At 64.2% G+C, this 19,467-nt stretch carries 19 protein-coding genes; 5 read left to right on the top strand and 14 right to left on the bottom strand.

Going from position 1 to position 19,467, the window contains the following annotated elements; translation table 11 throughout:
* The coding region (locus WBR68_RS22635; protein WP_255696206.1) for a phosphate acyltransferase at positions 1-1,335 on the top strand (1,335 nt) is incomplete at its 5' end.
* A 107-nt stretch (positions 1,336-1,442) separates the two neighbouring features.
* On the opposite strand, the gene WBR68_RS22630 is transcribed toward WBR68_RS22635, so the two are convergent.
* The gene (locus WBR68_RS22630; RefSeq protein ID WP_050449924.1) at positions 1,443-2,408 is read right to left on the bottom strand and encodes a LysR family transcriptional regulator; all 966 of its coding nucleotides are present in this window, start codon (positions 2,406-2,408) and stop codon (positions 1,443-1,445) included.
* Between the two features lie 197 nt (positions 2,409-2,605).
* Here WBR68_RS22630 and WBR68_RS22625 point away from each other — a divergent pair, with 197 nt between their 5' ends.
* Entirely contained in the window at positions 2,606-3,910 is a 1,305-nt protein-coding gene (locus tag WBR68_RS22625; RefSeq protein WP_127185580.1) for an ArgE/DapE family deacylase, read from the top strand.
* 61 nt (positions 3,911-3,971) lie between these two features.
* Here WBR68_RS22625 and WBR68_RS22620 read toward each other — a convergent pair whose 3' ends face one another.
* Complete coding sequence (locus WBR68_RS22620; RefSeq protein WP_050449907.1) at positions 3,972-4,352, bottom strand: hypothetical protein; 381 nt, start codon at positions 4,350-4,352, stop codon at positions 3,972-3,974.
* 16 nt (positions 4,353-4,368) lie between these two features.
* On the opposite strand from WBR68_RS22620, the gene WBR68_RS22615 reads away from it, so the two are divergent.
* Positions 4,369-4,560 carry a hypothetical protein gene (locus WBR68_RS22615; RefSeq protein ID WP_127185579.1) on the top strand — a complete coding sequence of 64 codons (192 nt, stop codon included), beginning with the start codon at positions 4,369-4,371 and terminating at the stop codon, positions 4,558-4,560.
* Here the strand turns inward: WBR68_RS22615 and WBR68_RS22610 are convergent.
* Both WBR68_RS22610 and WBR68_RS22605 read right to left on the bottom strand, forming a co-directional pair.
* Entirely contained in the window at positions 4,548-4,904 is a 357-nt protein-coding gene (locus WBR68_RS22610) for a DUF4148 domain-containing protein (RefSeq protein WP_050449909.1), read from the bottom strand. The genes WBR68_RS22615 and WBR68_RS22610 overlap by 13 nt on opposite strands.
* Positions 4,905-5,412: 508 nt before the next feature.
* Positions 5,413-5,628, bottom strand: a complete 216-nt coding sequence (locus WBR68_RS22605) for a SlyX family protein (RefSeq protein WP_046805159.1) — start codon at positions 5,626-5,628, stop codon at positions 5,413-5,415.
* A 175-nt stretch (positions 5,629-5,803) separates the two neighbouring features.
* Between WBR68_RS22605 and WBR68_RS22600 the strand changes: the two genes are divergently transcribed.
* Positions 5,804-7,921, top strand: a complete 2,118-nt coding sequence (locus WBR68_RS22600) for a TonB-dependent receptor (RefSeq protein WP_230695315.1) — start codon at positions 5,804-5,806, stop codon at positions 7,919-7,921.
* 27 nt (positions 7,922-7,948) lie between these two features.
* Here the strand turns inward: WBR68_RS22600 and WBR68_RS22595 are convergent, their stop codons facing one another.
* Positions 7,949-8,578 carry a nitrogen fixation protein NifQ gene (locus tag WBR68_RS22595; protein WP_127185578.1) on the bottom strand — a complete coding sequence of 210 codons (630 nt, stop codon included), beginning with the start codon at positions 8,576-8,578 and terminating at the stop codon, positions 7,949-7,951.
* Between the two features lie 295 nt (positions 8,579-8,873).
* Here WBR68_RS22595 and WBR68_RS22590 point away from each other — a divergent pair, with 295 nt between their 5' ends.
* The gene (locus WBR68_RS22590; RefSeq protein ID WP_230695311.1) at positions 8,874-11,300 is read left to right on the top strand and encodes an ankyrin repeat domain-containing protein; all 2,427 of its coding nucleotides are present in this window, start codon (positions 8,874-8,876) and stop codon (positions 11,298-11,300) included.
* Positions 11,301-11,401: 101 nt separating this feature from the next.
* Here the strand turns inward: WBR68_RS22590 and cyoD are convergent, their stop codons facing one another.
* The 9 genes from cyoD to WBR68_RS22545 form a co-directional block, all read right to left on the bottom strand.
* Positions 11,402-11,752 (bottom strand): cytochrome o ubiquinol oxidase subunit IV, encoded by a 351-nt coding sequence (gene cyoD, locus WBR68_RS22585; protein ID WP_050449914.1) that lies wholly within the window; start codon positions 11,750-11,752, stop codon positions 11,402-11,404.
* The gene (cyoC, locus tag WBR68_RS22580) at positions 11,752-12,366 is read right to left on the bottom strand and encodes a cytochrome o ubiquinol oxidase subunit III (protein WP_050449915.1); all 615 of its coding nucleotides are present in this window, start codon (positions 12,364-12,366) and stop codon (positions 11,752-11,754) included. Before cyoC ends, cyoD begins: the two co-directional genes overlap by 1 nt.
* 3 nt (positions 12,367-12,369) lie before the next feature.
* Complete coding sequence (gene cyoB, locus WBR68_RS22575) at positions 12,370-14,346, bottom strand: cytochrome o ubiquinol oxidase subunit I (RefSeq protein ID WP_050449916.1); 1,977 nt, start codon at positions 14,344-14,346, stop codon at positions 12,370-12,372.
* 2 nt (positions 14,347-14,348) lie between these two features.
* The gene (gene cyoA / locus WBR68_RS22570) at positions 14,349-15,257 is read right to left on the bottom strand and encodes a ubiquinol oxidase subunit II (protein WP_050449917.1); all 909 of its coding nucleotides are present in this window, start codon (positions 15,255-15,257) and stop codon (positions 14,349-14,351) included.
* Between the two features lie 259 nt (positions 15,258-15,516).
* Positions 15,517-16,068, bottom strand: a complete 552-nt coding sequence (locus tag WBR68_RS22565; RefSeq protein ID WP_006221322.1) for a response regulator transcription factor — start codon at positions 16,066-16,068, stop codon at positions 15,517-15,519.
* Between the two features lie 5 nt (positions 16,069-16,073).
* Complete coding sequence (locus WBR68_RS22560; protein WP_230695310.1) at positions 16,074-17,276, bottom strand: ATP-binding protein; 1,203 nt, start codon at positions 17,274-17,276, stop codon at positions 16,074-16,076.
* Positions 17,277-17,522: 246 nt separating this feature from the next.
* Positions 17,523-18,044: a copper chaperone PCu(A)C gene (locus WBR68_RS22555; RefSeq protein WP_230695309.1), complete on the bottom strand. Its 522-nt coding sequence runs from the start codon at positions 18,042-18,044 to the stop codon at positions 17,523-17,525.
* A gap of 86 nt (positions 18,045-18,130) precedes the next feature.
* Complete coding sequence (locus WBR68_RS22550) at positions 18,131-18,763, bottom strand: SCO family protein (protein ID WP_230695308.1); 633 nt, start codon at positions 18,761-18,763, stop codon at positions 18,131-18,133.
* A 60-nt stretch (positions 18,764-18,823) separates the two neighbouring features.
* Positions 18,824-19,252 (bottom strand): DUF2946 family protein, encoded by a 429-nt coding sequence (locus tag WBR68_RS22545; RefSeq protein WP_230695307.1) that lies wholly within the window; start codon positions 19,250-19,252, stop codon positions 18,824-18,826.
* Positions 19,253-19,467: the final 215 nt, after the last annotated feature.

Genomic DNA, 19,467 nt, shown 5'->3' with positions numbered 1-19,467 from the left:
TGCTTCCCGTACATCTTCCGGGGTGCGCTGGACGTGGGCGCCACCACCATCACGCGCGAAATGGAAATGGCGGCGGTGCACGCCATCGCCAAACTGGCCGAAGAAGAACAGAACGAAGTCGTCGCCGCCGCCTACGGCACCTATGACATTTCGTTCGGCCCCGAATACCTGATCCCCAAGCCGTTCGACCCGCGCCTGATCGTGCGCATCGCCCCGGCGGTGGCCAAGGCCGCCATGGACGGCGGCGTGGCCACGCGCCCGCTGGCCGACCTGGAAGCCTACGAAGAACAGCTGCAGCAGTTCGTGTACCACTCGGGCGCGTTCATGAAGCCGTTGTTCTCGGCGGCCAAGCGCATTGTGCGCGGTGGTGGCAAGGCGCGCATCGTCTTCACCGAAGGCGAAGACGAACGCGTGCTGCGCGCGGTGCAGGTGGTGGTTGACGAAGGCCTGGCGCGCCCCATTCTGGTGGGCCGGCCCGCCGTGCTGCTGTCGCGCATCGAGAAATTCGGCTTGCGCCTGCGTCTGGGTGAAGACGTTGAAGTCACCAACCCGGAATACGACGAACGCTTCCATCAGTACTGGACCACCTACTGGGAACTGATGTGCCGCCGTGGCATCACCAAGGAAATGGCGCGCGTGGAAATGCGCCGCCGCCTGACCCTGATCGGCGCGATGATGGTGCACCTGGGTGACGCTGACGGCATGGTCTGCGGCACCGTGGGCGCCTATCACGACCACCTGCGTTTCGTGGATGAAGTGATTGGCCGCCGACCGGACGCCAACGTGTATGCCGCCATGAACATCCTGCTGCTCAACGAGCGCACGGTGGTGTTGGTGGACACGCACGTCAACGATGAACCCACGGCCGAACAGATCGCTGAATTCACGGTGATGGCGGCGCAGGAAATGGCCCGCATGAATCTGGCGCCGAAAGTGGCCTTGCTGTCGCGTTCGAACTTTGGTTCCGGCAGCTCGGCCTCGGGCGCCAAGATGCGGCAGGCGCTGGAGCTGGTGCGCGAAGCCGCGCCCGATCTGGAAGTGGATGGCGAAATGCACGGCGACTGCGCGCTGGACGAAGCGCTGCGCATGCGCATCCTGCCGTCGTCCACCCTGAAGGGCGAGGCCAATCTGCTGGTGTGCCCGAACGTGGACGCGGGCAACATCGCCTACAACCTGCTCAAGACGGCCGCGGGCGGCAACGTGGCGGTCGGCCCGATCCTGCTGGGCGCGAACGCGCCGGTGCACATCCTGACCTCCAGTTCCACGGTGCGTCGCATCATCAACATGACGGCCATGACCGTGTTGGACGCGAATCGCGTGGAAACGGCTGCCTGACGCGACGCGCGTAACGCGTCCGGCAAGGATCAACGCCCCGGTAGCTGCACACGCGTGCCGCTACCGGGGCGTTTTTTCGTGCGTACGTCCAAGGCGCGCGCCTGAGTTCAAGGCAGAACGGGCAGCAGCCGCTGCGGCAGCGAATAGTTGTCGATGTGGTCGCGCAAGGCCGCGATGAACAGGTCTTCGGCCGCGCTGCGGTGTGCATCCCCATGCCAAAGCAGGTGCAGGTCTGCCGCGCACACGCCTTCGCCTGGCGGCAAGCGCCACAAGCGGCCTTCGGCAAGATCGGCCTCGACGCTGTGTTCCGGCAGGCAGCCGATGCCAAAGCCGGCCACCAGCAGGCGCTTTACCTCGTCGTGCTGCGAAGACGTGGCGACGATGCTGCCTGAAAACCCGCGTTGGTCGCGAAAGATGGTCAGCGGCGACAGGCTGTCGCCCAAGGCGTCACTGGCGAAAGACACAAAGTTCTCGTTCAACAGGTCTTCCATGCGAATGTCGGCGCGCCCGAACAGCGGGTGGTTCTTGCCGCAGAACATGGCATAGCGCTGCTGCAGGAACAGCTTGTGGTCCAGACGCTTGGGAATCTGCCGGCATAGCGCGATGCCCGCCGTGGCGGCCCGCTGCTGCAAGACGTTCACGATCTCGCTGCTGGGCAGCACGTCCAACTGCACTTCAATACGCGGGTGCGCGCGATGAAAGCGCGCCCAAAAATCGTCATACACCGCCGAATGGATGCGGCTGGCCACCAGCAGATGCACGCGGCCCACCGTTTGCTCTTCGGCTTGCGCCACGTCGCTGAGCAGTTGCGACACGCTTGCGTGTATGGCCAGCGCGGCCTGGCGCACCTCTTCGCCGGCCCGCGTGATGGCGAACTTGGCGTGATGCCGTTCGATCAACCTGCGGTCCAGCTGCGCTTCCAGGCGGCGCAAGGCCTGGCTGACCGCCGACTGCGTCAAGTGCAGCTTGATAGCAGCACCGCTAATGCTGCGCTCTTCTGCAATCACCAAAAAAGTACGAAGAAGATTCCAATCCAGCCGTTCACCCACGCGCGGAAGAGCGGCGGTCGTCATGGATTTTTCTGTCATGGCATGTTGATCGGTAAGGGATGTTGGGCGGCGCTGGGCGAATGTTCTCACAGCCGCCGCTGGTCTATTTCAACATTAATCCTACTTAAGTCGGTGATAAGAAAACGGAAATTGACGCCGGGGGAAGGGGCGGGCGATAAAGCCCCAGGCACCGCCATTTCTTTCACGCTCAGGGACACATCATGGACAACGCAATGGCGCCCGCGCCGCTGACCCAGGAACAGACGCGCCGCATTCTGCAAGCCGTTGACGCGCACTTCGATGCGCAACTGGCTTTCACGCAGGACCTGGTGCGCTTTCCCTCGCTGCGCGAGCAAGAGCACACCGCGCAGGACTTCCTGTACGAAGCGATGCGCCAGCGCGGCTTTGCCATGGACCGCTGGAAGATTGACGTGGAAGACATCCGTTCGCATCCGGGGTTTGGGCCGGTCACGGTGTCGTACGAGAACGCGTTCAATGTGGTGGGCACCTACCGGCCCGAGGTCCACACCGGGCGCTCGCTCATCCTGAACGGGCACGTGGATGTGGTGCCGACGGGGCCGCGGGAAATGTGGAGCCGCTCGCCCTGGGACCCGGCGATCGTCGACGGCTGGATGTATGGCCGCGGCGCCGCCGACATGAAGGCCGGCCTGGCCGCCAACCTGTTCGCCTATGACGCCTTGCGCGCGGCGGGCTACGCGCCGGCGGCGCCCATTTATTTCCAGTCGGTGGTTGAAGAGGAATGCACGGGCAATGGCGCGCTGGCCGCGCTGTTGCGGGGCTACCAGGCCGACGCGGTGCTAATTCCCGAGCCCGAAGAAAACATGCTGGTGCGCGCCAACGTCGGCGTGTTGTGGTTTAAGGTGCGCGTGCAGGGGCATCCCACGCACACGCGCGAAATGGCCAACGGCTTCAACGCCATCGACGCGGCCTATGCCACCATCGAAGCGCTGCGCCGCCTGGAGGCCAAGTGGAACGCGCAGCACCACTGCCACCGGCACTTTGAGCACCTGGACCATCCCATCAACTTCAACATCGGCAAGATTGCGGGCGGCGACTGGCCGTCAACCGTGCCGCCCTGGTGCGAGTTCGATGTGCGCGCCGCCATCTATCCGGGCACAAGCGCCGACGAGGCGCGCGCCGAGATCGACGCCTGCCTGCGTGATGCCGTGGCGGATGCACGCCTGGGCGGCACGCCGCCCCAAGTCTCGTACACGGGCTTCTATGCTGAAGGCTACGTGCTGGAAGAAGGCTCCGACGCCGAAAACACCTTGCGCGATTGCCATCGCCAGGCGTTCCAGAGCGACTTGCAGACCTTCACCACGCCGGGCTATCTGGACGCCCGCGTGTTCGTCATCTACGGTGACATGCCCACCTTGGTCTATGGGCCAAAGTCCCTGGACATTCATGGGTTCGACGAGCGCGTGCACCTGGAATCGTTGCGCTTGATCACCAAGACCATCGCACTGTTCATTGCGCAATGGTGCGGCGTGCAGCCATTGCCGTAACAGCCGCTGCGTGGCCGCAAAGAAAAATGCCCCCGAGGGGGCATTGTTGTTGACGCGGGCTTCAGGTGCTGCTGGCTTTCCAGGTGCCGTCGGGCTGCTTGCAGAACCAGAACTTCCATGTCTCGGTGGTGCTGGTGCGCGCAAAGTCGGCCACCAGGAAGCGGCAGACACGGTCGTCCTTGACCTTGGAAGTTTGCGTGGGTGTCAGTTGCACGGTGATCGGCGCGGCCCGCTTGGCTTGTGACTTGCTGACCCATTCGGTGCGCTGGCCGTCGGCCGAGCTGTTCAGCGACTGCGCCACGGCGTCATGAAACGAGGGCCGGTCGCCCTTGGGAATCTGCGTGATGAGCGAGTTGTTCAGCATCACGGGCGGCGCGGCGAACGCCGTGGCCGACATGCCGCCTGCAACGAGCAATGCGGCGAGAACGCGTGTGGTTTTCAAGATGGGCTCCCTTCTGATGAATCAGATTTTTGTATTGGCACTGGAGCCGATAGTACGCGAAGCCGTTGCGTTTGCCACGCAGGGCGGCCGGCAAAAAAACGCCGCCTGCAAGCAGGCGGCCAAGGTACAACAAGGGGAGGGGGTAATCGTTGCGCGGCGCGGTGCTGGCGGGTTGCCGACGCGCCGCCGGGCAGATCAGTTGCTTTGATACACGCCGGCGAAAGGCATGTCGTTCGGTTCCACGTTGGACACCAGGCCAGCAGCCTTGGCGGTCGCCAGTTCGGCTTGCACCTGGGCGCGGGTCTTGCCCGATTGCGGCGCGCCGTACACACCTTGGAACGGCACATCGTTGGGTTCAACGTTGCTCACCAGGCCGGCGGCCTTGGCCGCAACCAGCTCGGTTTGCACCTGGGCGTGGGTCGGGCCTTCATACGGGGTGCCGTACACGCCTTGGAACGGCACGTCGTTGGGTTCGGTGTTTTCTGATGCGTAGGCGCCGGCGCTCAGGGCGGCAATGGACAACATCAAAGCGGTAGCGAGGGTCTTCTTCATGGTAAATCTCCGATTTCAAGAGCCTGGGGGCGAATCCGGCGGCCTATCCGTCGTGGTTCGTTGCTGTTTCCCGATGACTGAATTCTGCGCCGATCAAGAATAGGGATAAACCCGTATCTTCGTAAAAGATATTTCCATGAGTGGAAGAATATTGTTCGATTTTCCGCATAGTTTCCATTTATGGAATCGATAGCAGGCAAATTTGATAGGGGTAGCAGCATGGCGCGAATACCCACCGATAAACCGACGTTGGTGGTGGCCGAAGGCTTGTTCCTGTATCTGCGTGAAGCAGAGGTGCTGCAACTGCCCAGGCACCCGGCTTGCTGATGCGTACCGAGCAAGGGCTGGATGACGACAGCTTGCGCACGCAACGGGCCAGATTCAGTTGGCTTGCGCGGATGGGAATCGGTTTGGTGCGGCGCGTGCCGCCGCTGCAGCGGCTGGGGCGCTTGCTGCGCTACCGCTATTGGCGGCGCGGCGCCATCAAGGCTGCTTCACGACGGCCGCGTCAATAGTGCGGCGGCAGTTCGTCGCGCAGGCTGCGAAAGGGCGCGGCGCCTTCAGGCGCCTGCTGGCGCAGGTCGGCCACTTCGCGCTGCAGGCGGTCTATCTGCTGTTGCTGGCGGACGATAATCTGGTTGAGCTGTTCCAACAGATCATCCGCAAAGCTGGATTTGATTTCCAGCTCTTGCAGGCGGCGTTCAATGTCTTGCATGGGTTCCATGGCGGCTATTAGAACCTATTCCCATGACGGATTTCCAATGGCATAGGCAATGGCCAGGCATTTCAACAGGGAGACGGATTTGACGGAGGCGGTGATCAGGAACGGCATTGCGTGGCAAAAAGAAATCCGGGTTGGCGACGCCGGCCGGGGCCTGCGCCCGCGCTGGCGGCGCACGATGCCGGGGGCGCCCACTGCCGTGCTGACGGCGGCACTGACCGCAGCGCTGAACCACAGCGTCTGGGCACAGCCAGCCGACGCCACCTTGGCGCCGGTGGTGGTGACTGGCACGCGCCTGGGCACGTCGGTGCTGGACACGCCCGCGTCGGTCGATGTGGTGGACGGCGTACGCATGCGCCAGGGCCAAGCGCAGATCAACCTGTCCGAAGGCCTGGCGGGCGTGCCGGGCCTGCAGATCCAGAACCGCCAGAACTACGCGCAAGACCTGCAGATTTCCAGCCGTGGCTTTGGCGCGCGGTCCACCTTCGGCGTGCGCGGTGTGCGCCTGTACGTGGACGGCATTCCGGCCACGATGCCGGACGGGCAGGGGCAGACCTCGAATATCGACATCGCCACGTTGGGCCGGGTCGAAGTCATGCGCGGGCCGTTTTCAGCGCTGTACGGTAATTCGTCGGGCGGCGTGATCCAGGCCTTTACCGAAGACGGGGCGGCGCCTGCGTCCGTGTCGGCCAGCGCCTGGGGCGGCAGCTACGGCACCTGGCGTTATGGCGCAACAGCCAGCGGCGCCACCAGCACGGGGGCCAGCCCCAGCGCCGGCGACGTGGACTACGTGGTGGGCCTCACGCGCTTCACCACCGACGGCTATCGCGACCACAGCGCGGCTCGCAAGAACCTGGCCAACGCCAAGCTGGGCCTGCAACTGGACGACGCCAGCCGCCTGACCATCGTGGTCAACAGCGTGGACCTGAAAGCGCAGGACCCACTGGGCCTGACGTATCAGCAGTTTCAGGATGACCCGCGCGCAGCCCCCCTGGCCGAGCAATACAACACCCGCAAGACGGTGCGCCAGACGCAAGGCGGCATGGTCTATGAACGGCAGGTGGACAGCCGCAATACCCTGCGCGTGATGGCGTACTACGGCCAGCGCGACACCACCCAGTACCAATCCATTCCGCCCGCCGTGCAACTGGCGCCCACGCAGGCGGGCGGTGTCATTGATCTGGCGCGCCAGTATGGCGGCGCGGATGTGCGCTGGACATCAGAGCTGGACTTCGCCGGCCGTCCGCTCACGCTGGTGGGCGGCTTTTCCTACGATGCCATGCGAGAAGACCGCAAGGGCTATCAGAATTTCACCGGTACGGTGGCCAACCCGCAATTGGGTGTGCAGGGCGCGCTGCGCCGCGATGAAACCAACACCGTGTACAACGCCGACCCTTACCTGCAAGCGTCCTGGCAAATGACGCCGCGCTGGACGCTGGACGCCGGCCTGCGCTACAGCACCGTCAGCTTTGATTCCAATGACCACTACATGGCAAGCGGCAACGGCGACGACAGCGGCTCGGCGCGCTACCGCAAGGCCCTGCCGGTGGCGGCGCTGCGCTATGCGGCAAGCGCCGACGTCAGCCTGTACGCGTCTTATGGACGCGGGTTCGAAACGCCCACGTTCAACGAAATCTCTTATCGGCCAGGCGGCTTGCCGGGCTTGAATTTTGGCTTGGCGCCGTCGCTCAGCACCAACCTGGAAGCCGGTGTGAAGGCCCGCGTGGCGGATGGGTTCCTGACCGCCGCCGTGTTCCACACGGGCACCAAAGACGAGATTGTGTCGGCCGGCAGTTCGGGCGGGCGCACCACATACCAGAACGCGGGCCGCACGCGGCGTGACGGCTTCGAGCTGGGTTGGTCGGGTGAACTGGCGCCGCACTGGCGCACGCAGTTTGCCTATACCTGGTTGAACGCGCGCTACGCCGACGACGGCACGGGCGGCATCCGCGCGGGCAACAAAATCCCCGGCATTGCACGGCAAGCGGTGTTTGCATCGCTGGCCTGGGCCCCGCCCGAAGGTTGGCAGGCCGCGGTGGAAGGCCGCCTGCTTAGCAAGATCTATGTGAATGACGCCAATGACCAGGACGCACCCGGTTACTTCGTGGCGGCCTTGAGCGCTGGCTATATCAAGAAGGTGGACGCCTGGGAACTCAGCGCCTATGCGCGTGTGGACAACCTGTTCGACAGGCAATACGCAGGCTCGGTGATCGTCAACGAAAACAATGGTCGTTACTACGAACCGGCCGCGGGGCGCAGCCTGGGGCTGGGCTTGGGCGCCACCTACCGGTTCTAACGGGTCGGGCGCCGGCTGGCGCCGCCCTCAGTCGGGCCCGTTGGCGTAGCAGGCGCCGTGGTCTTCGCACTGGAAGCAGCCCGGCGCGGCCGACGGCGGCAGGCCCGCGTGTTCGCAAGCCGAGTACGCCAGGAACTGTTTCCAACGCAGATTGCGCGCGTTGCGCATCACCAGGCCGGGATAGTGGCGCGCCAGCACGAAGGTCAGGTCTTCACGGCCGGACAGGCCCAGGTCGCGCCACAGATGGTCGGGGCGCAGGCAGGCATGCACCAGCACGCCGGTGACCCAGGGCGTGGTGGGGGTATCGGGGGCGCGGTAGGCTTCAAGCAGCACGCGCACCAGCAAGGTGAAGCCGGGCTGGGGGTCGCCCCGGCCACGCGCGGCATAGGCGCTGAATTGCTGGCCCAAGGCGGCCAGCCTGGCATCCTGGGACGCAAGGGCGTCGGGGAAAAGATAGTCCAGCAGATCCGCCAGTTCTTTCGGACACAGGCCGCTGCGCGCCAGGTCGTGGTGAGCCAGACTGGTGCCGATTAGCGTGGCGAAAAAGCCCGCATCAGGGTGGCCCGGCGGCGCGTGATGCAACAGGGCGCGGGCAAACCGCTGGGCCGACAGGGCGATGTCGGCATGGGCGGAAGAAGAGGTCAGCACGGCGTCCATAGGGGTAGCGGGTATCGCTGAAGTAATTCTGATGTTAATGAACTCGTTATGTTGCGAAATATATAACGAAAGCCATGAAATTCTCGCGATATTGTGGACAAAATCGTCTCAGGACATACCCGAAGGACCGACCTCGGTGGCCCGTAAATCCTGGGGCGCTGCCGGGTATCATCAGCGTCCTTGATTCTTCTGGTTTCCCCCACGCATGCCGCGCAGCCTCCGTCCCGCAGTTTCCCGATTGTTCGGCGCCGTCCTGGTGGCCTTGGCTGGCCTTTCCGCCGCGCCACGGCCTGCCATGGCCTTTGACATCGGGGCCGTGATCGAATCCATGCGCTTGTCGCGCTACCCGCTGCGTGAACCCGAGCGGCGGGCCTGGGGAACCGAGAACGTCAAGGACGCGCTATTGGTCGGGCAGATGGAGAACCGGCTCTACCTGTACCGGTACGTGCGCGGCGCGGGCAAGGAATTCAAGCTGGATTTCCGCTCGCAGCCCTTGGTGATCGACCCGGCAACGTGGCAGGCATCGCGCGAAGAAAACGTCACGGTCAGGGCGCCGCGCGATGCGCAAACCCAGTACTGGGTGGGCTACGACTATCCGGGCGCGGACGACACGCGGGCTAACGGATTTCTGGTGGATGCGGACGGCGTGGCCGCTGCCGTCCATGCCGATGCAAGATTGATCGTGATAACGGCCGACCGGCCCTGGAACGACGAGCGCCGCGCACGCGCCTTGGCCACGCTGCGGCCCGTGCTGACCGACTATCCCGTGCGCATGCCGGCGTTTCCCGCCGACGTGCGTTTTGAGTATCGCGCGCCGGTGGACGTGACCGCCACCTTCCGCACGCTGCATCAGGTGGCGCGCGCCATTCCACGCGCCAAGGCCGCCGAGTTCAGCCGCGCGCTGGCCGATCTGCGCCGCTTCGTCATGGAGCAGGACTACCGCGAGATCGACCCCAGCGGCAAAGATCCCGAGATGCTGACGGCGTTGAATGACTATGGCTTCTGGCTGACCGAGTCGGGCGATACCGAGCAGGCCGACCGCATCCTGAGCGACGTGTTGCGGCGCGATCCGGCGCGCACGGCGGCCTATCTGAACCGTGCCGACGCGCGCTGGAAGCAGAGCACGAAGACGCGCGACAAGCGCGACTATTTACTAGCGTTGGCGCGCGAGGATTACCGGCTGTATTGCTCGCGCCGCCTCGCCGGCAATGATCCTATCCCCGCCAACATCGCCACGCGGATCGGTGCGGCGCTGAATGAAACCACGCCGCTGAATGCAGAGACTTGCCGGCCAAGGCTGGCGATCTTCAAGGCCATCCAGGCTGAAGATCTGAACGCGGTGCGCGCCGAATTGGCCGCGGGCCAGGACTCCAACGGCGTGAACGAGTACGGCACGTCGGCGCTGGCGGTGGCCGTGTCCCGCAAGCAGTTGGACACGGTGCAGGTGCTGCTGGCGGCGGGCGCGCGCGCTGATGGTCCGAACAACGGCTACGTGCTGCTGGCCGCCGCGCTGCCCGAGGCGCGCGACACGCGCCCGACCGCACAACGCTATGCGTTGGCCGACGCCCTGATAGCGGCGGGCGCGCCGCTGGATGTTCCCGATTCAAGCGGCATGCCGTTGCTGATGCGCCGCGTGTCGTACTACAGCGAAGACAAGGACACCCTGAACTATCTGCTGGCCAAGGGCGCCAACCCTAACGTGCGCGAAAAAAATGGGCGATCGGTGCTGCACGCGGCGATGCAAAGCCCCAAGACGTTCTGGTTTGCCCAGGCGCTGCTGGCGAAGGGCGCCGACATCAATGCCGCCTATGTGCGCATGTCGTATGGCAATCAACGCATGTGGGAAACGCCCCTGCTGGAAGCGCTGCGCGGCGCCATCAACGGCGAGTTCACGCCCACGGTGGTGTATCCCATTCCCGAGCGCGTGACCTTCGCCCTGGCCCAGGGCGCGGACGCGGCGGTGGGGGGCTACAGCGCCAGCAAGACGCCGGAACGCAACGGCTTGAACGAAGCGCTGACGCTGGCCGCGCGCACCCTGCAGCCGACGCTGGTGGACCAATTGGCCGCAGCCGCCAAGCCGCCACGCCAGGACTTGACGCCGGAATCGCTGTCCAGCCTGCTCAGTGTTTGGAACCAGTTGGAAATTCGCGCGGCCATCAAGCAGAACAGCCCGGCATGGGACGGCCAGCGCGCCAAGCTGCGCGCTACTGCCGACCGTCTGCTGGCGGCCGGCGTGCCGCTGACCCGCGCGAATGATGCAACGGGTATCCCCAACAACATGATCGCGCCGCTCAGCCTGCCGTGGCTGCCTGACGACCTTTATCTGCAATGGCTGGAACAGGGCGCCGATGCGTCGGACAGAACCGATACCAGCGTACGCCTGGATGGCGTCGTGAATGCCGACGCCTTGCCGCTGGTGATCATGCTGCGCGTGGGCAACGAGGCCAAGGCCAAGATGCTGATGGACCACGACGCCGGGCTGTATCGCACCCCGTGGCGCTGCGGCATGGCGGTGGCTGATGTGCTGGCCTGGCAACTGGGCAACGCCGGTCCCATCAGCCCGACGGCAGCGCGGGCGGTGCGGCAGGTGCTGGACGGTGCGCAGGGCGCGGCCAGTTGCGACTTGAACCAGGCCTCGCGCGTGCAGCCCTATGTGGGCGTGTCCGCGCAGGAACTGGCCAAGCGCGCCAACGTGATGCTGACGGTCAAGGCGCCGAGCTAGGCAGACGCGCACGGTGCTGGAATTCCAATGCAAAACAGGCACCCGAAGGTGCCTGTTTTTTTGCGTTGCCGCTGACTAACAGCGCCGGCGGCAAACCGTCATTACATGGCGTGGCCCATGTTGACGTTCATGTTGTACAGCACCCATGCCGACCCGCCCACGATGATGGCGATGATCATCACGGTGAAGACGAACGCGGCGAGGTTGTCGCGCGCCGACTTCGACGCGCCCATGTGCAGGAAGTACACCAGTTGCACCAGCAACTGAAGCACGCACAGGGCAATGACGCCGGCGATGGTGATGGTGTGCGACAGCGCGCCGTGCATCACCAGGCCGAAAGAGCCGAAGGTGAGCAGCAGCGAGAGCACGAAACCGATGATGTAGGACTTCAGGCTGCCGTGGTCGGCGGCGTGATCGTCGTGGCCGTGTGCGGCCGCAGCGGAGTGCGACATCAGATGGCTCCCATGAGATAGACGAAGGTGAAGACGCAGATCCAGACGATGTCCAGGAAGTGCCAGAACAGGCTCAGGCACGCCAGGCGACGCTTGTTGATCGAGTCCAGGCCATGGCGGCGGATCATGTCGAGCATGACGATGATCCAGATCAGGCCGAAGGTGACGTGCAGGCCGTGCGTGCCGATCAGCGTGAAGAACGCCGACAGGTAAGCACTGCGGCCCGGGCCCGCGCCTTCAGTGATCAGGTGATGGAATTCCCAGACTTCCATCGCGATAAAGCCCGCGCCGAACAGGAACGTGACCATCAACCAGCCCATCGCGCGGGACTTGTTGTTGGCGTGCACGTTCAGGTTGGCCATGCCGAAGGTGAAGCTGGAGAACAACAGCAACAGCGTTTCGACCAGCACGAACTTCAGGTCGAACAGTTCCTTGCCCGTGGGGCCGCCCGCGGTGGCGTTGGACAACACCGCGAACGTGGCGAACAGCACCGAAAAGATCAGCAAGTCGCTCATCAGATAGACCCAGAAACCGAAAACGGTCTTGGATCCATCGTCATGATGCGCGTGATCGTCGTGACCCGCGTGGGGGTGAGTGGCTACGGCTTGAATCATGGCTCAGGCGGCCTTCTGCATTTTGTCAAAGTGAGCGTTTTCGATGCGTTCGACTTCCGCGGCCGGGACCCAGTAATCGACGTCACGGTCGTAGGCGCGAGCGATGAACGCACCGATCATGCCGACGAAACCAGCGGCGGCGAGCCACCAGATGTGCCAGATCAGCGCAAAGCACATGATCAAGCCGAACAGACCGATGTACACACCCGCGCCGGTGTTCTTCGGCATGTGGATGTCTTCGTACTTGGCCGGGCGCTTGTAGGCCTTGCCGTTCTGCTTGTCTTCCCAGAACTGGTCCAGCTCATCAACGTGAGGAACGTGGGCGAAGTTGTAGAAAGGAGCCGGCGACGAAATCGACCATTCCAGGGTGCGGCCATCCCAGGGATCGCCCGTGACGTCCTGGTTTTGCTTGCGTTGGCGAACCGACACGAACACTTGCTGCAACAGGAACCAGATGCCCAGCATGATCAGCGCGGCGCCAGCCAGCGCAACCAGCAGGTACGGCTGCCATTCGGGGTTGTCGTAGTGGTTCAGGCGACGCGTCATGCCCTTGAAGCCCAGGATGTACAGGGGCATGAAGGCCATGAAGAAACCCACGAACCAGCAGTAGAACGAGTAGCGGCCCAGGCGCTCATTCAGCGTGAAGCCGAACGCCTTCGGGAACCAGTACGTCATGCCCGCGATACAACCGAACACCACGCCACCGATGATGGTGTTGTGGAAGTGGGCGATCAGGAACAAGCTGTTGTGCAGCACGAAGGACACGCCGGGGATGGCCAGCATCACGCCGGTCATGCCGCCGATGACGAAGACGATCATGAAGCCCAGCGTCCACAGCACCGGCGTCGTGATGCGCAGGCGGCCGCGGTAGATGGTGAACAGCCAGTTGAAAATCTTCGCGCCCGTCGGGATCGAGATGATCATTGTCGCAATGCCGAAGAAGGCATTGACGTTGGCCCCCGCGCCCATGGTGAAGAAGTGGTGCAGCCAGACCAGGAACGACAGCACGCCAATGGCGGCCGTGGCGTAAACCATGGACTTGTAGCCGAACAGCGTCTTGCGGGCAAAGGTGGCAACCACTTCCGAATACACGCCAAACGCCGGCAGCACCAGAATGTAGACCTCGGGGTGACCCCAGATCCAGATCAGGTTCACGTACATCATGACGTTGCCGCCCATGTCGTTCGTGAAGAAGTGCGTGCCCAGGTAGCGGTCCATGGTCAACAGCGCAAGCGTTGCGGCCAGGACGGGGAAGGCGGCGACGATCAGCACGTTGGTGACCAGCGAGGTCCACGTGAAAATCGGCATCTTCATCAGGCTCATGCCCGGTGCGCGCATGCGCAGGATGGTCACGATGAAGTTGATACCGCTAAGCGTGGTGCCCAACCCTGATATCTGGAGCGCCCAGATGTAGTAGTCCACCCCGACGCTTGGGCTGTAATCCAGCCCTGACAACGGCGGATACGCCAGCCAGCCGGTCGCGGCGAATTCGCCCACGAACAGCGAGATCATCATCAACGCGACGCCGGCGCCGAACAGCCAGAAGCTCAGCGAGTTCAGGAACGGGTAGGCCACGTCGCGGGCGCCGATCTGCAGCGGCACCACGATGTTCATCAGCCCGGTAATGAAGGGCATCGCCATGAAGAAAATCATGATGACGCCGTGGGCGGTGAAGATCTGGTCGTAGTGGTGCGGTGGCAGGAAGCCAGCGGAGTCGGCGGAAGCCACCGCCAACTGGGTGCGCATCATGATGGCGTCGGCAAAACCGCGCAGCAGCATGATCAGCGCGACGATGATGTACATCACGCCGATGCGCTTGTGGTCGACGGAGGTCAGCCATTCCGTCCAAAGGTACTTCCACTTGCCGAAGTACGTGATGGCGCCGAAGACCGCCAGGCCTCCCAGGCACACGGCGGCCAGCGTAACCATGACGATAGGTTCATGGTACGGAATGGCCTCGAGGGTAAGTTTCCCGAGCATGGTTAGTTAATTCCTGCGATCAGATTGTTCGACGTGGCGGTGCACGTGGCGGAGTCCACGCCGGCCATCTTGGACATGGTGCTGCCCAGGACGAAATCAAACATGGCGGGCGGCACCGAGGCGTACTTGACGACCGGGTTGTGCTCGCTGCGCTTGGTCAGTTCCGCGTAGACCTCGGGGGTCAGCGTGGTGGGCGACGCCTTGGCTTCCTTGACCCAGTTGTCGAACCCTTCTTGCGACGTGGCGATGGCCTTGAAGCGCATGCCGGAGAAACCGGCGCCGCTGTAGTTGGCCGAGATACCGGCGTAGGTGCCGGCTTCGCGCGCATTCAGGTGCAACTTCGTTTCCATGCCGGCCATCGAGTAGATCTGGCTACCCAGTTGCGGAATGAAGAACGAATTCATGACCGAGGCCGACGTGATCCGGAAGTTGACCGGAACGTCCACGGGGAACGCGATCTCGTTGACCGTGGCGATGTCGTATTCGGGGTAGATGAACAGCCACTTCCAATCCAGCGACACCACCTCGATGGTGACGGGCTTGTGTTCGGATACAAGCGGCTTGTAGGGATCCAGCGCGTGCGTGGAGCGCCAGGTGATCACGGCCAAAATCGCCACGATGATACAAGGAACGGTCCAAACCACGATTTCGATCGCCGTGGAGTGGGCCCACTTGGGCTGGTAGTCGGCTTTGGTGTTGGATGCGCGATATTTCCACGCAAACGCCACGATCATGATCAGTACTGGAATCACGACGATGAGCATCAGCCCCGTCGCCGTGAACAGCAAAGTCTTTTCCTGGGCGCCAATATCTCCCTTGGGAGAGAGAATTTCCATGTTGCAGCCGCCAAGCAGCATGACCGCGCCGACGCCAAAAATGCGCGTTAGGGTCGCAAGGAGGGGGTGTTTCACGTACAGCCTTGGATGGATGGTTGGAAATGCTGCGTAGCAGCAGACTGGAATGCTGCTAGGCAGCAACGTCCATCCTATCGGCTTGATATCCGTCAAGCATGCGACACATGGTCGCATTGCCTGGGAGGAATCAGCCCCCAAGAGAGCAGATTCAGGGTTTTCCTAGGGGAGTAGATGCCCCGGGGGAGGTGCAGGGGGTGCGACGTTATGTCGCACCTGCACATGGGGGTGTTGTAAAGAAGTGTCGCACCCGCACAAATCAGTCGACGAGCACTTCGCGTTCCGGCCCCGGTTTTTTGGCCAGCTTGCGTTGTAACGACCGCCGATGCATGCCCAAGAGGCGCGCCGCCGCCGAAACATTACCGCCGGTTTCGTGCAGGGCCTGATGAATGTGCTCCCATTCTAGGCGGTGCAACGGTGTCATGGTCGTTTCGATGGTAACGGATTCTGGCTTCACCAAACCCAGTGTCCGCAAGATCATCGGCGCGGTGGCGGGCTTGGGCAGGTAGTCGTCCGCGCCACGCTTGATGGCCTCGACGGCGGTGGCCACGCTGGCGTAGCCCGTCACCAGCAGGATCCGCATGTCGGCGCGCAGCGCGCGCAAGGGGCGGATCAGCGTCAGGCCGGAGTCTTCGCCCAGGCGCAGGTCCACCAGGGCGAAAGCCGGACGAATCTCCTCGGCCACGCGCAAGGCTTCGGCAATGCCCGTGGCGGTTCGGGTTTCCAGGCCGCGACGCGACAGGCTGCGCTGCAGGGTGCGCACATACAGTTCGTCGTCGTCGATCAACAGGCCAAGGTCGGTAGGGTTCATCACAATCAAGTTCCGGGGTTGCCCAGGGGCAGGTAAAAACGGATGCGGGTGCCGCCCCCGACGGCGGCGGTCATGGTCATTTCGCCGCCCAGCTGTTCCACGGTGGCATGCGACAGCGCCAGGCCCACGCCCAGCCCGCCCGGCTTGCCGCTGTTGAACAGGCTGGTTGCCGGCAGCAGGGTCTGGTCGGGGTCGAAGCCTCGCCCGTAGTCCCGCACTTCGCCGCGCAAGGCGCCATAGCCATATTCCAGATGCAGGTCCACGCGCAGCGTCTCGGCGGCTTCGCCAGCGTCCGCCGCGTTGTTCAACAGCGCCTGCAACAAATGGGCGATGGCCGGATCCACCCGCAGGCTGGGGGGCAAGGCGCCCGAGCGTTGCAGGTCGATCGTTGGCCGGATCAAGCGCCATTGGCCCACCACACGCACCAGGTCCACGGCGGTTGGGACCGCCAGATTGCGGATGCGTTCCCGGCACAGGGCCAGTAATTGGCTCAGGGTGGACACATCTTCGCGCAGGTCTTCGTCCTTGACCTCGGCGGCAATCTCGTCGGCCAGCAAGGTCATGGTGGCCAGCGGGGTGTTCAGTTCGTGCGCCATTGCGGCCGCGTGGGTGGCCAGCGCGACGATGCCTTCATTACGGGTGAAGCGTTCGCGCAGGCGGGCCAGTTCACGCTCGCGGGCGCGCAGGTCAGACGCCAGGCGGGTGGAAAACACCAGCACCACGATCACCGAAATCAGGAAATTGGCGCCCAGGCCCCACAGCAGCAGGGTGTGCGTGTCCACGTCGCCGCGCAAGGGCTGGCCGAAGATGCCCGCCGCCGCATAGCCGCAAATACCGGCTAGCGCCGCCGCCAGCGCCCAATTGCGCGGCAGTGCCAGGGCCGCCAGCGCGGTCAGGATCAGGAACATCATGCCGAAGGGGTTGCTGATGCCGCCGCTCCAGCCAATCATCCATGACAAGGCGGCCATGTCCACCAACAGATGGCCGAAGGCGGTGGCGTGGGACAGGTCGCGGGGATGACGCAGCCGCAGGCTGGCGTAGGCATTGAAGCCGATGAGCACGCCCACGCCGATCCACAGGGGCTCCAGCGGCAAGGCAAGGCCCAGCACGCTGCTGGCCAGCAGGATGGTGGCGGCTTGGCCGGCGATGGCAAGCCAGCGCAGGCTGCAAAGGGTACGCAGGAATGAAAAAGCAGAACTACCGGGCATATCCAGACACAGAGTTGCCGGCGGCCCGCCGGCGGGTCAAGCGCCCGGCGGCGCGGAACGCAGGCGTCCGGCGCGCGGCGCAAGAGGCCGGCGGCCGTCGGGCCTGGAGGTCAGGCGCCGACGGTGGACGTGCGGGCATTGTATGGCGATTCTGCGCGACACGCTGGCGGCGCGGGGCGTGTGCGTCCCCGATATCTGCCGCCCCCAATCGCGTTCTCTATGAATGCCCTCTATATATAGAGCGCGTCAGTGGCCGTGGGTGCCGCCGTGGGTCGCTCCGTGGGTCCCGCCTTGCGCGGCGCCGGCCTTCGCGTTCAGCGCGCGGGCTTCTGCCGTGACCGGCACCCGGTGCTGTTGCTGCTTGGCGTCTTCGACGATCAGCGTCAATTGCACATGGTCGCCCGGGGTGATCTGGCGGGCCAGGTCGATCAGCATGACGTGGTAGCCGCCCGGCTTCAGGTCCACGGGCTTGCCTGCCGGCAAGTCGATGGCGGGCACTTCACGCATTTTCATGACGTTGTCCTGCATCGCCATTTCGTGGACTTCCACATGCTTGGCGGCGTCGGACTCCACGGCCACCAGGCGGCCCGTGTCAGGCGAGGTCAGGCGCATGAACACGCCGGTGGCGTGCTGGTTGGGAACCGTGGCGCGGACCCAGGCGTCTTCCACCTTGATGGTGGCGTCGGCGGCAAGGGAGGTGGACGCAAAGCCAGTCAGCACGGACAGGGACAGGGCGGTGGCAAACGTGCGCAGCGAAAAATTCTTCATGATGGGGTCTCTGAATTTATTAGGATGTGTAGGGATATCGGGATATGGGATCCATAGGGATCCCTGCGCGCGGTCGGCGCGCCGCGTTACAGCACGGTGCGCAGGTCTTCCACGCATTCGGCGGCGGTCTGCGCGTGGCGCAGCGCCAGGCGCAACTTGCCCTGGGCGTCGATCACGTAAGTCAGCGCGGTGTGGTCCATGGTGTAGGACGAGCCGGTGGGCACCTTCTGGTAGAACACCTTGAAGGACTGGGCAGCGGCGCGGGTCTGTTCCGCCGTGCCGCGCAGGCCCACGAAGCTGGGGTCGAAGGCCTCGGTGTAGGCACTGAGGATTTCCGGCGTGTCGCGTTCGGGGTCCACGGTGATGAACAGCACGCGCAGCTTGTCGGCGTCGGCGCCCAGCAGATCCTTCATTTCCAGGGCGCGGGTCAGCGCCGTGGGGCAGATGTCGGGGCATTGGGTAAAGCCGAAGAAAAGCAGGATGGGGTGGCCACGGTAGTCGGCCAGGCGGCGCTCTTGGCCGGTCTTGTCCTGCAATTGGAAATCGCCCGTGGGCATGCCCGACAAGTCCATGCCGTGTAGCTTGGGGGCATCGGGGCCGCAGCCGGTCAGGGCCAGCAGGGCCAGGGAAGACAAGAGCAGGCGACGACGGGAATCGGGCGCGTGGGAAGGTGCGGCGCCAGTGGGCGCGCGCAATGAAATAGAGCGCGGGAAACGCATGAAAACCCCTTGGGTTGACGTGTGGCTAGGCGCGCGGAGATGCCGCGCGGTCAGGCGGAGTCAAGCCAAGGAGGGCGGGGCGCGCGAGCCCAGCGGCGGGCCATGGGCGGCCAGCGGGGGCAGGGCGCGATACGTGGCCGCGGGCGCCGCGGGCCGGCCAGCGGGCAGCAGGATGGGGGTGACGGTGGGGGTGGGCGCCGGCGCCACATGCGCCAGCAATCCGAAGGGGCATTGCGCGCCGGTTTCGGCGGCATCGTGCGGGGTCGGGCCACCTGGCGTGCGCTTGTCCAGCACCAGATCCAACGTGGACAATTCACCAGCGGCCGAGCAGAAGGTGACTTCCAGCCGCCCCTCATGCAGCGCATTGGCATCCGGCATGTAGCCGGTAGGCACCAGCGCGCGCAGCGTCAAGGCCAAAAGCGCCAGCCACAACACGCCCCGGGCGCGCACGGCGCTCCTGAAGCGGAAGAGGCGGGTCAATTCGGACATAGCGGCATTCTAGTCGATGCCCGGAGTCGCCCTGAACGGTCCGGAGCGCGACCAGGCAACGCACGGCACGGGACGGCTCGGCGCACAGCGCACTGCGCGGCTCAGCACAGTGTGGGCACTGCGCAGTTCGGCATGGCACGGCTCGGCCCAGCATGGCACCGGCCTCGCAAAAATCTTGGTACCCTTCTTGCTAACTGGCTGTCCCGCTTGCCGAC

It is taken from the genome of Achromobacter sp. JD-1, from assembly GCF_038594925.1.
GTDB classification, from domain to species: Bacteria; Pseudomonadota; Gammaproteobacteria; order Burkholderiales; family Burkholderiaceae_B; genus Achromobacter; species Achromobacter spanius_C.
This window is presented reverse-complemented; position numbering and strand designations above follow the sequence as displayed.

What these genes read in the sequence shown, in the direction of transcription:
- cyoC (WP_050449915.1), bottom strand. Translation starts at nt 12,366, where the DNA reads ATGATTCAAGCCGTAGCCACTCACCCCCACGCGGGTCACGACGATCAC.
- WBR68_RS22550 (WP_230695308.1), bottom strand. Translation starts at nt 18,763, where the DNA reads ATGCGTTTCCCGCGCTCTATTTCATTGCGCGCGCCCACTGGCGCCGCA.
- WBR68_RS22605 (WP_046805159.1), bottom strand. Translation starts at nt 5,628, where the DNA reads ATGGAACCCATGCAAGACATTGAACGCCGCCTGCAAGAGCTGGAAATC.
- WBR68_RS22600 (WP_230695315.1), top strand. Translation starts at nt 5,804, where the DNA reads ATGCCGGGGGCGCCCACTGCCGTGCTGACGGCGGCACTGACCGCAGCG.
- cyoD (WP_050449914.1), bottom strand. Translation starts at nt 11,752, where the DNA reads ATGTCGCACTCCGCTGCGGCCGCACACGGCCACGACGATCACGCCGCC.
- WBR68_RS22630 (WP_050449924.1), bottom strand. Translation starts at nt 2,408, where the DNA reads ATGACGACCGCCGCTCTTCCGCGCGTGGGTGAACGGCTGGATTGGAAT.
- WBR68_RS22625 (WP_127185580.1), top strand. Translation starts at nt 2,606, where the DNA reads ATGGACAACGCAATGGCGCCCGCGCCGCTGACCCAGGAACAGACGCGC.
- WBR68_RS22610 (WP_050449909.1), bottom strand. Translation starts at nt 4,904, where the DNA reads ATGAAGAAGACCCTCGCTACCGCTTTGATGTTGTCCATTGCCGCCCTG.
- WBR68_RS22555 (WP_230695309.1), bottom strand. Translation starts at nt 18,044, where the DNA reads ATGAAGAATTTTTCGCTGCGCACGTTTGCCACCGCCCTGTCCCTGTCC.
- WBR68_RS22545 (WP_230695307.1), bottom strand. Translation starts at nt 19,252, where the DNA reads ATGTCCGAATTGACCCGCCTCTTCCGCTTCAGGAGCGCCGTGCGCGCC.
- WBR68_RS22615 (WP_127185579.1), top strand. Translation starts at nt 4,369, where the DNA reads ATGAATCAGATTTTTGTATTGGCACTGGAGCCGATAGTACGCGAAGCC.
- WBR68_RS22560 (WP_230695310.1), bottom strand. Translation starts at nt 17,276, where the DNA reads ATGCCCGGTAGTTCTGCTTTTTCATTCCTGCGTACCCTTTGCAGCCTG.
- WBR68_RS22590 (WP_230695311.1), top strand. Translation starts at nt 8,874, where the DNA reads ATGGCCTTTGACATCGGGGCCGTGATCGAATCCATGCGCTTGTCGCGC.
- cyoB (WP_050449916.1), bottom strand. Translation starts at nt 14,346, where the DNA reads ATGCTCGGGAAACTTACCCTCGAGGCCATTCCGTACCATGAACCTATC.
- WBR68_RS22595 (WP_127185578.1), bottom strand. Translation starts at nt 8,578, where the DNA reads ATGGACGCCGTGCTGACCTCTTCTTCCGCCCATGCCGACATCGCCCTG.
- WBR68_RS22565 (WP_006221322.1), bottom strand. Translation starts at nt 16,068, where the DNA reads ATGAACCCTACCGACCTTGGCCTGTTGATCGACGACGACGAACTGTAT.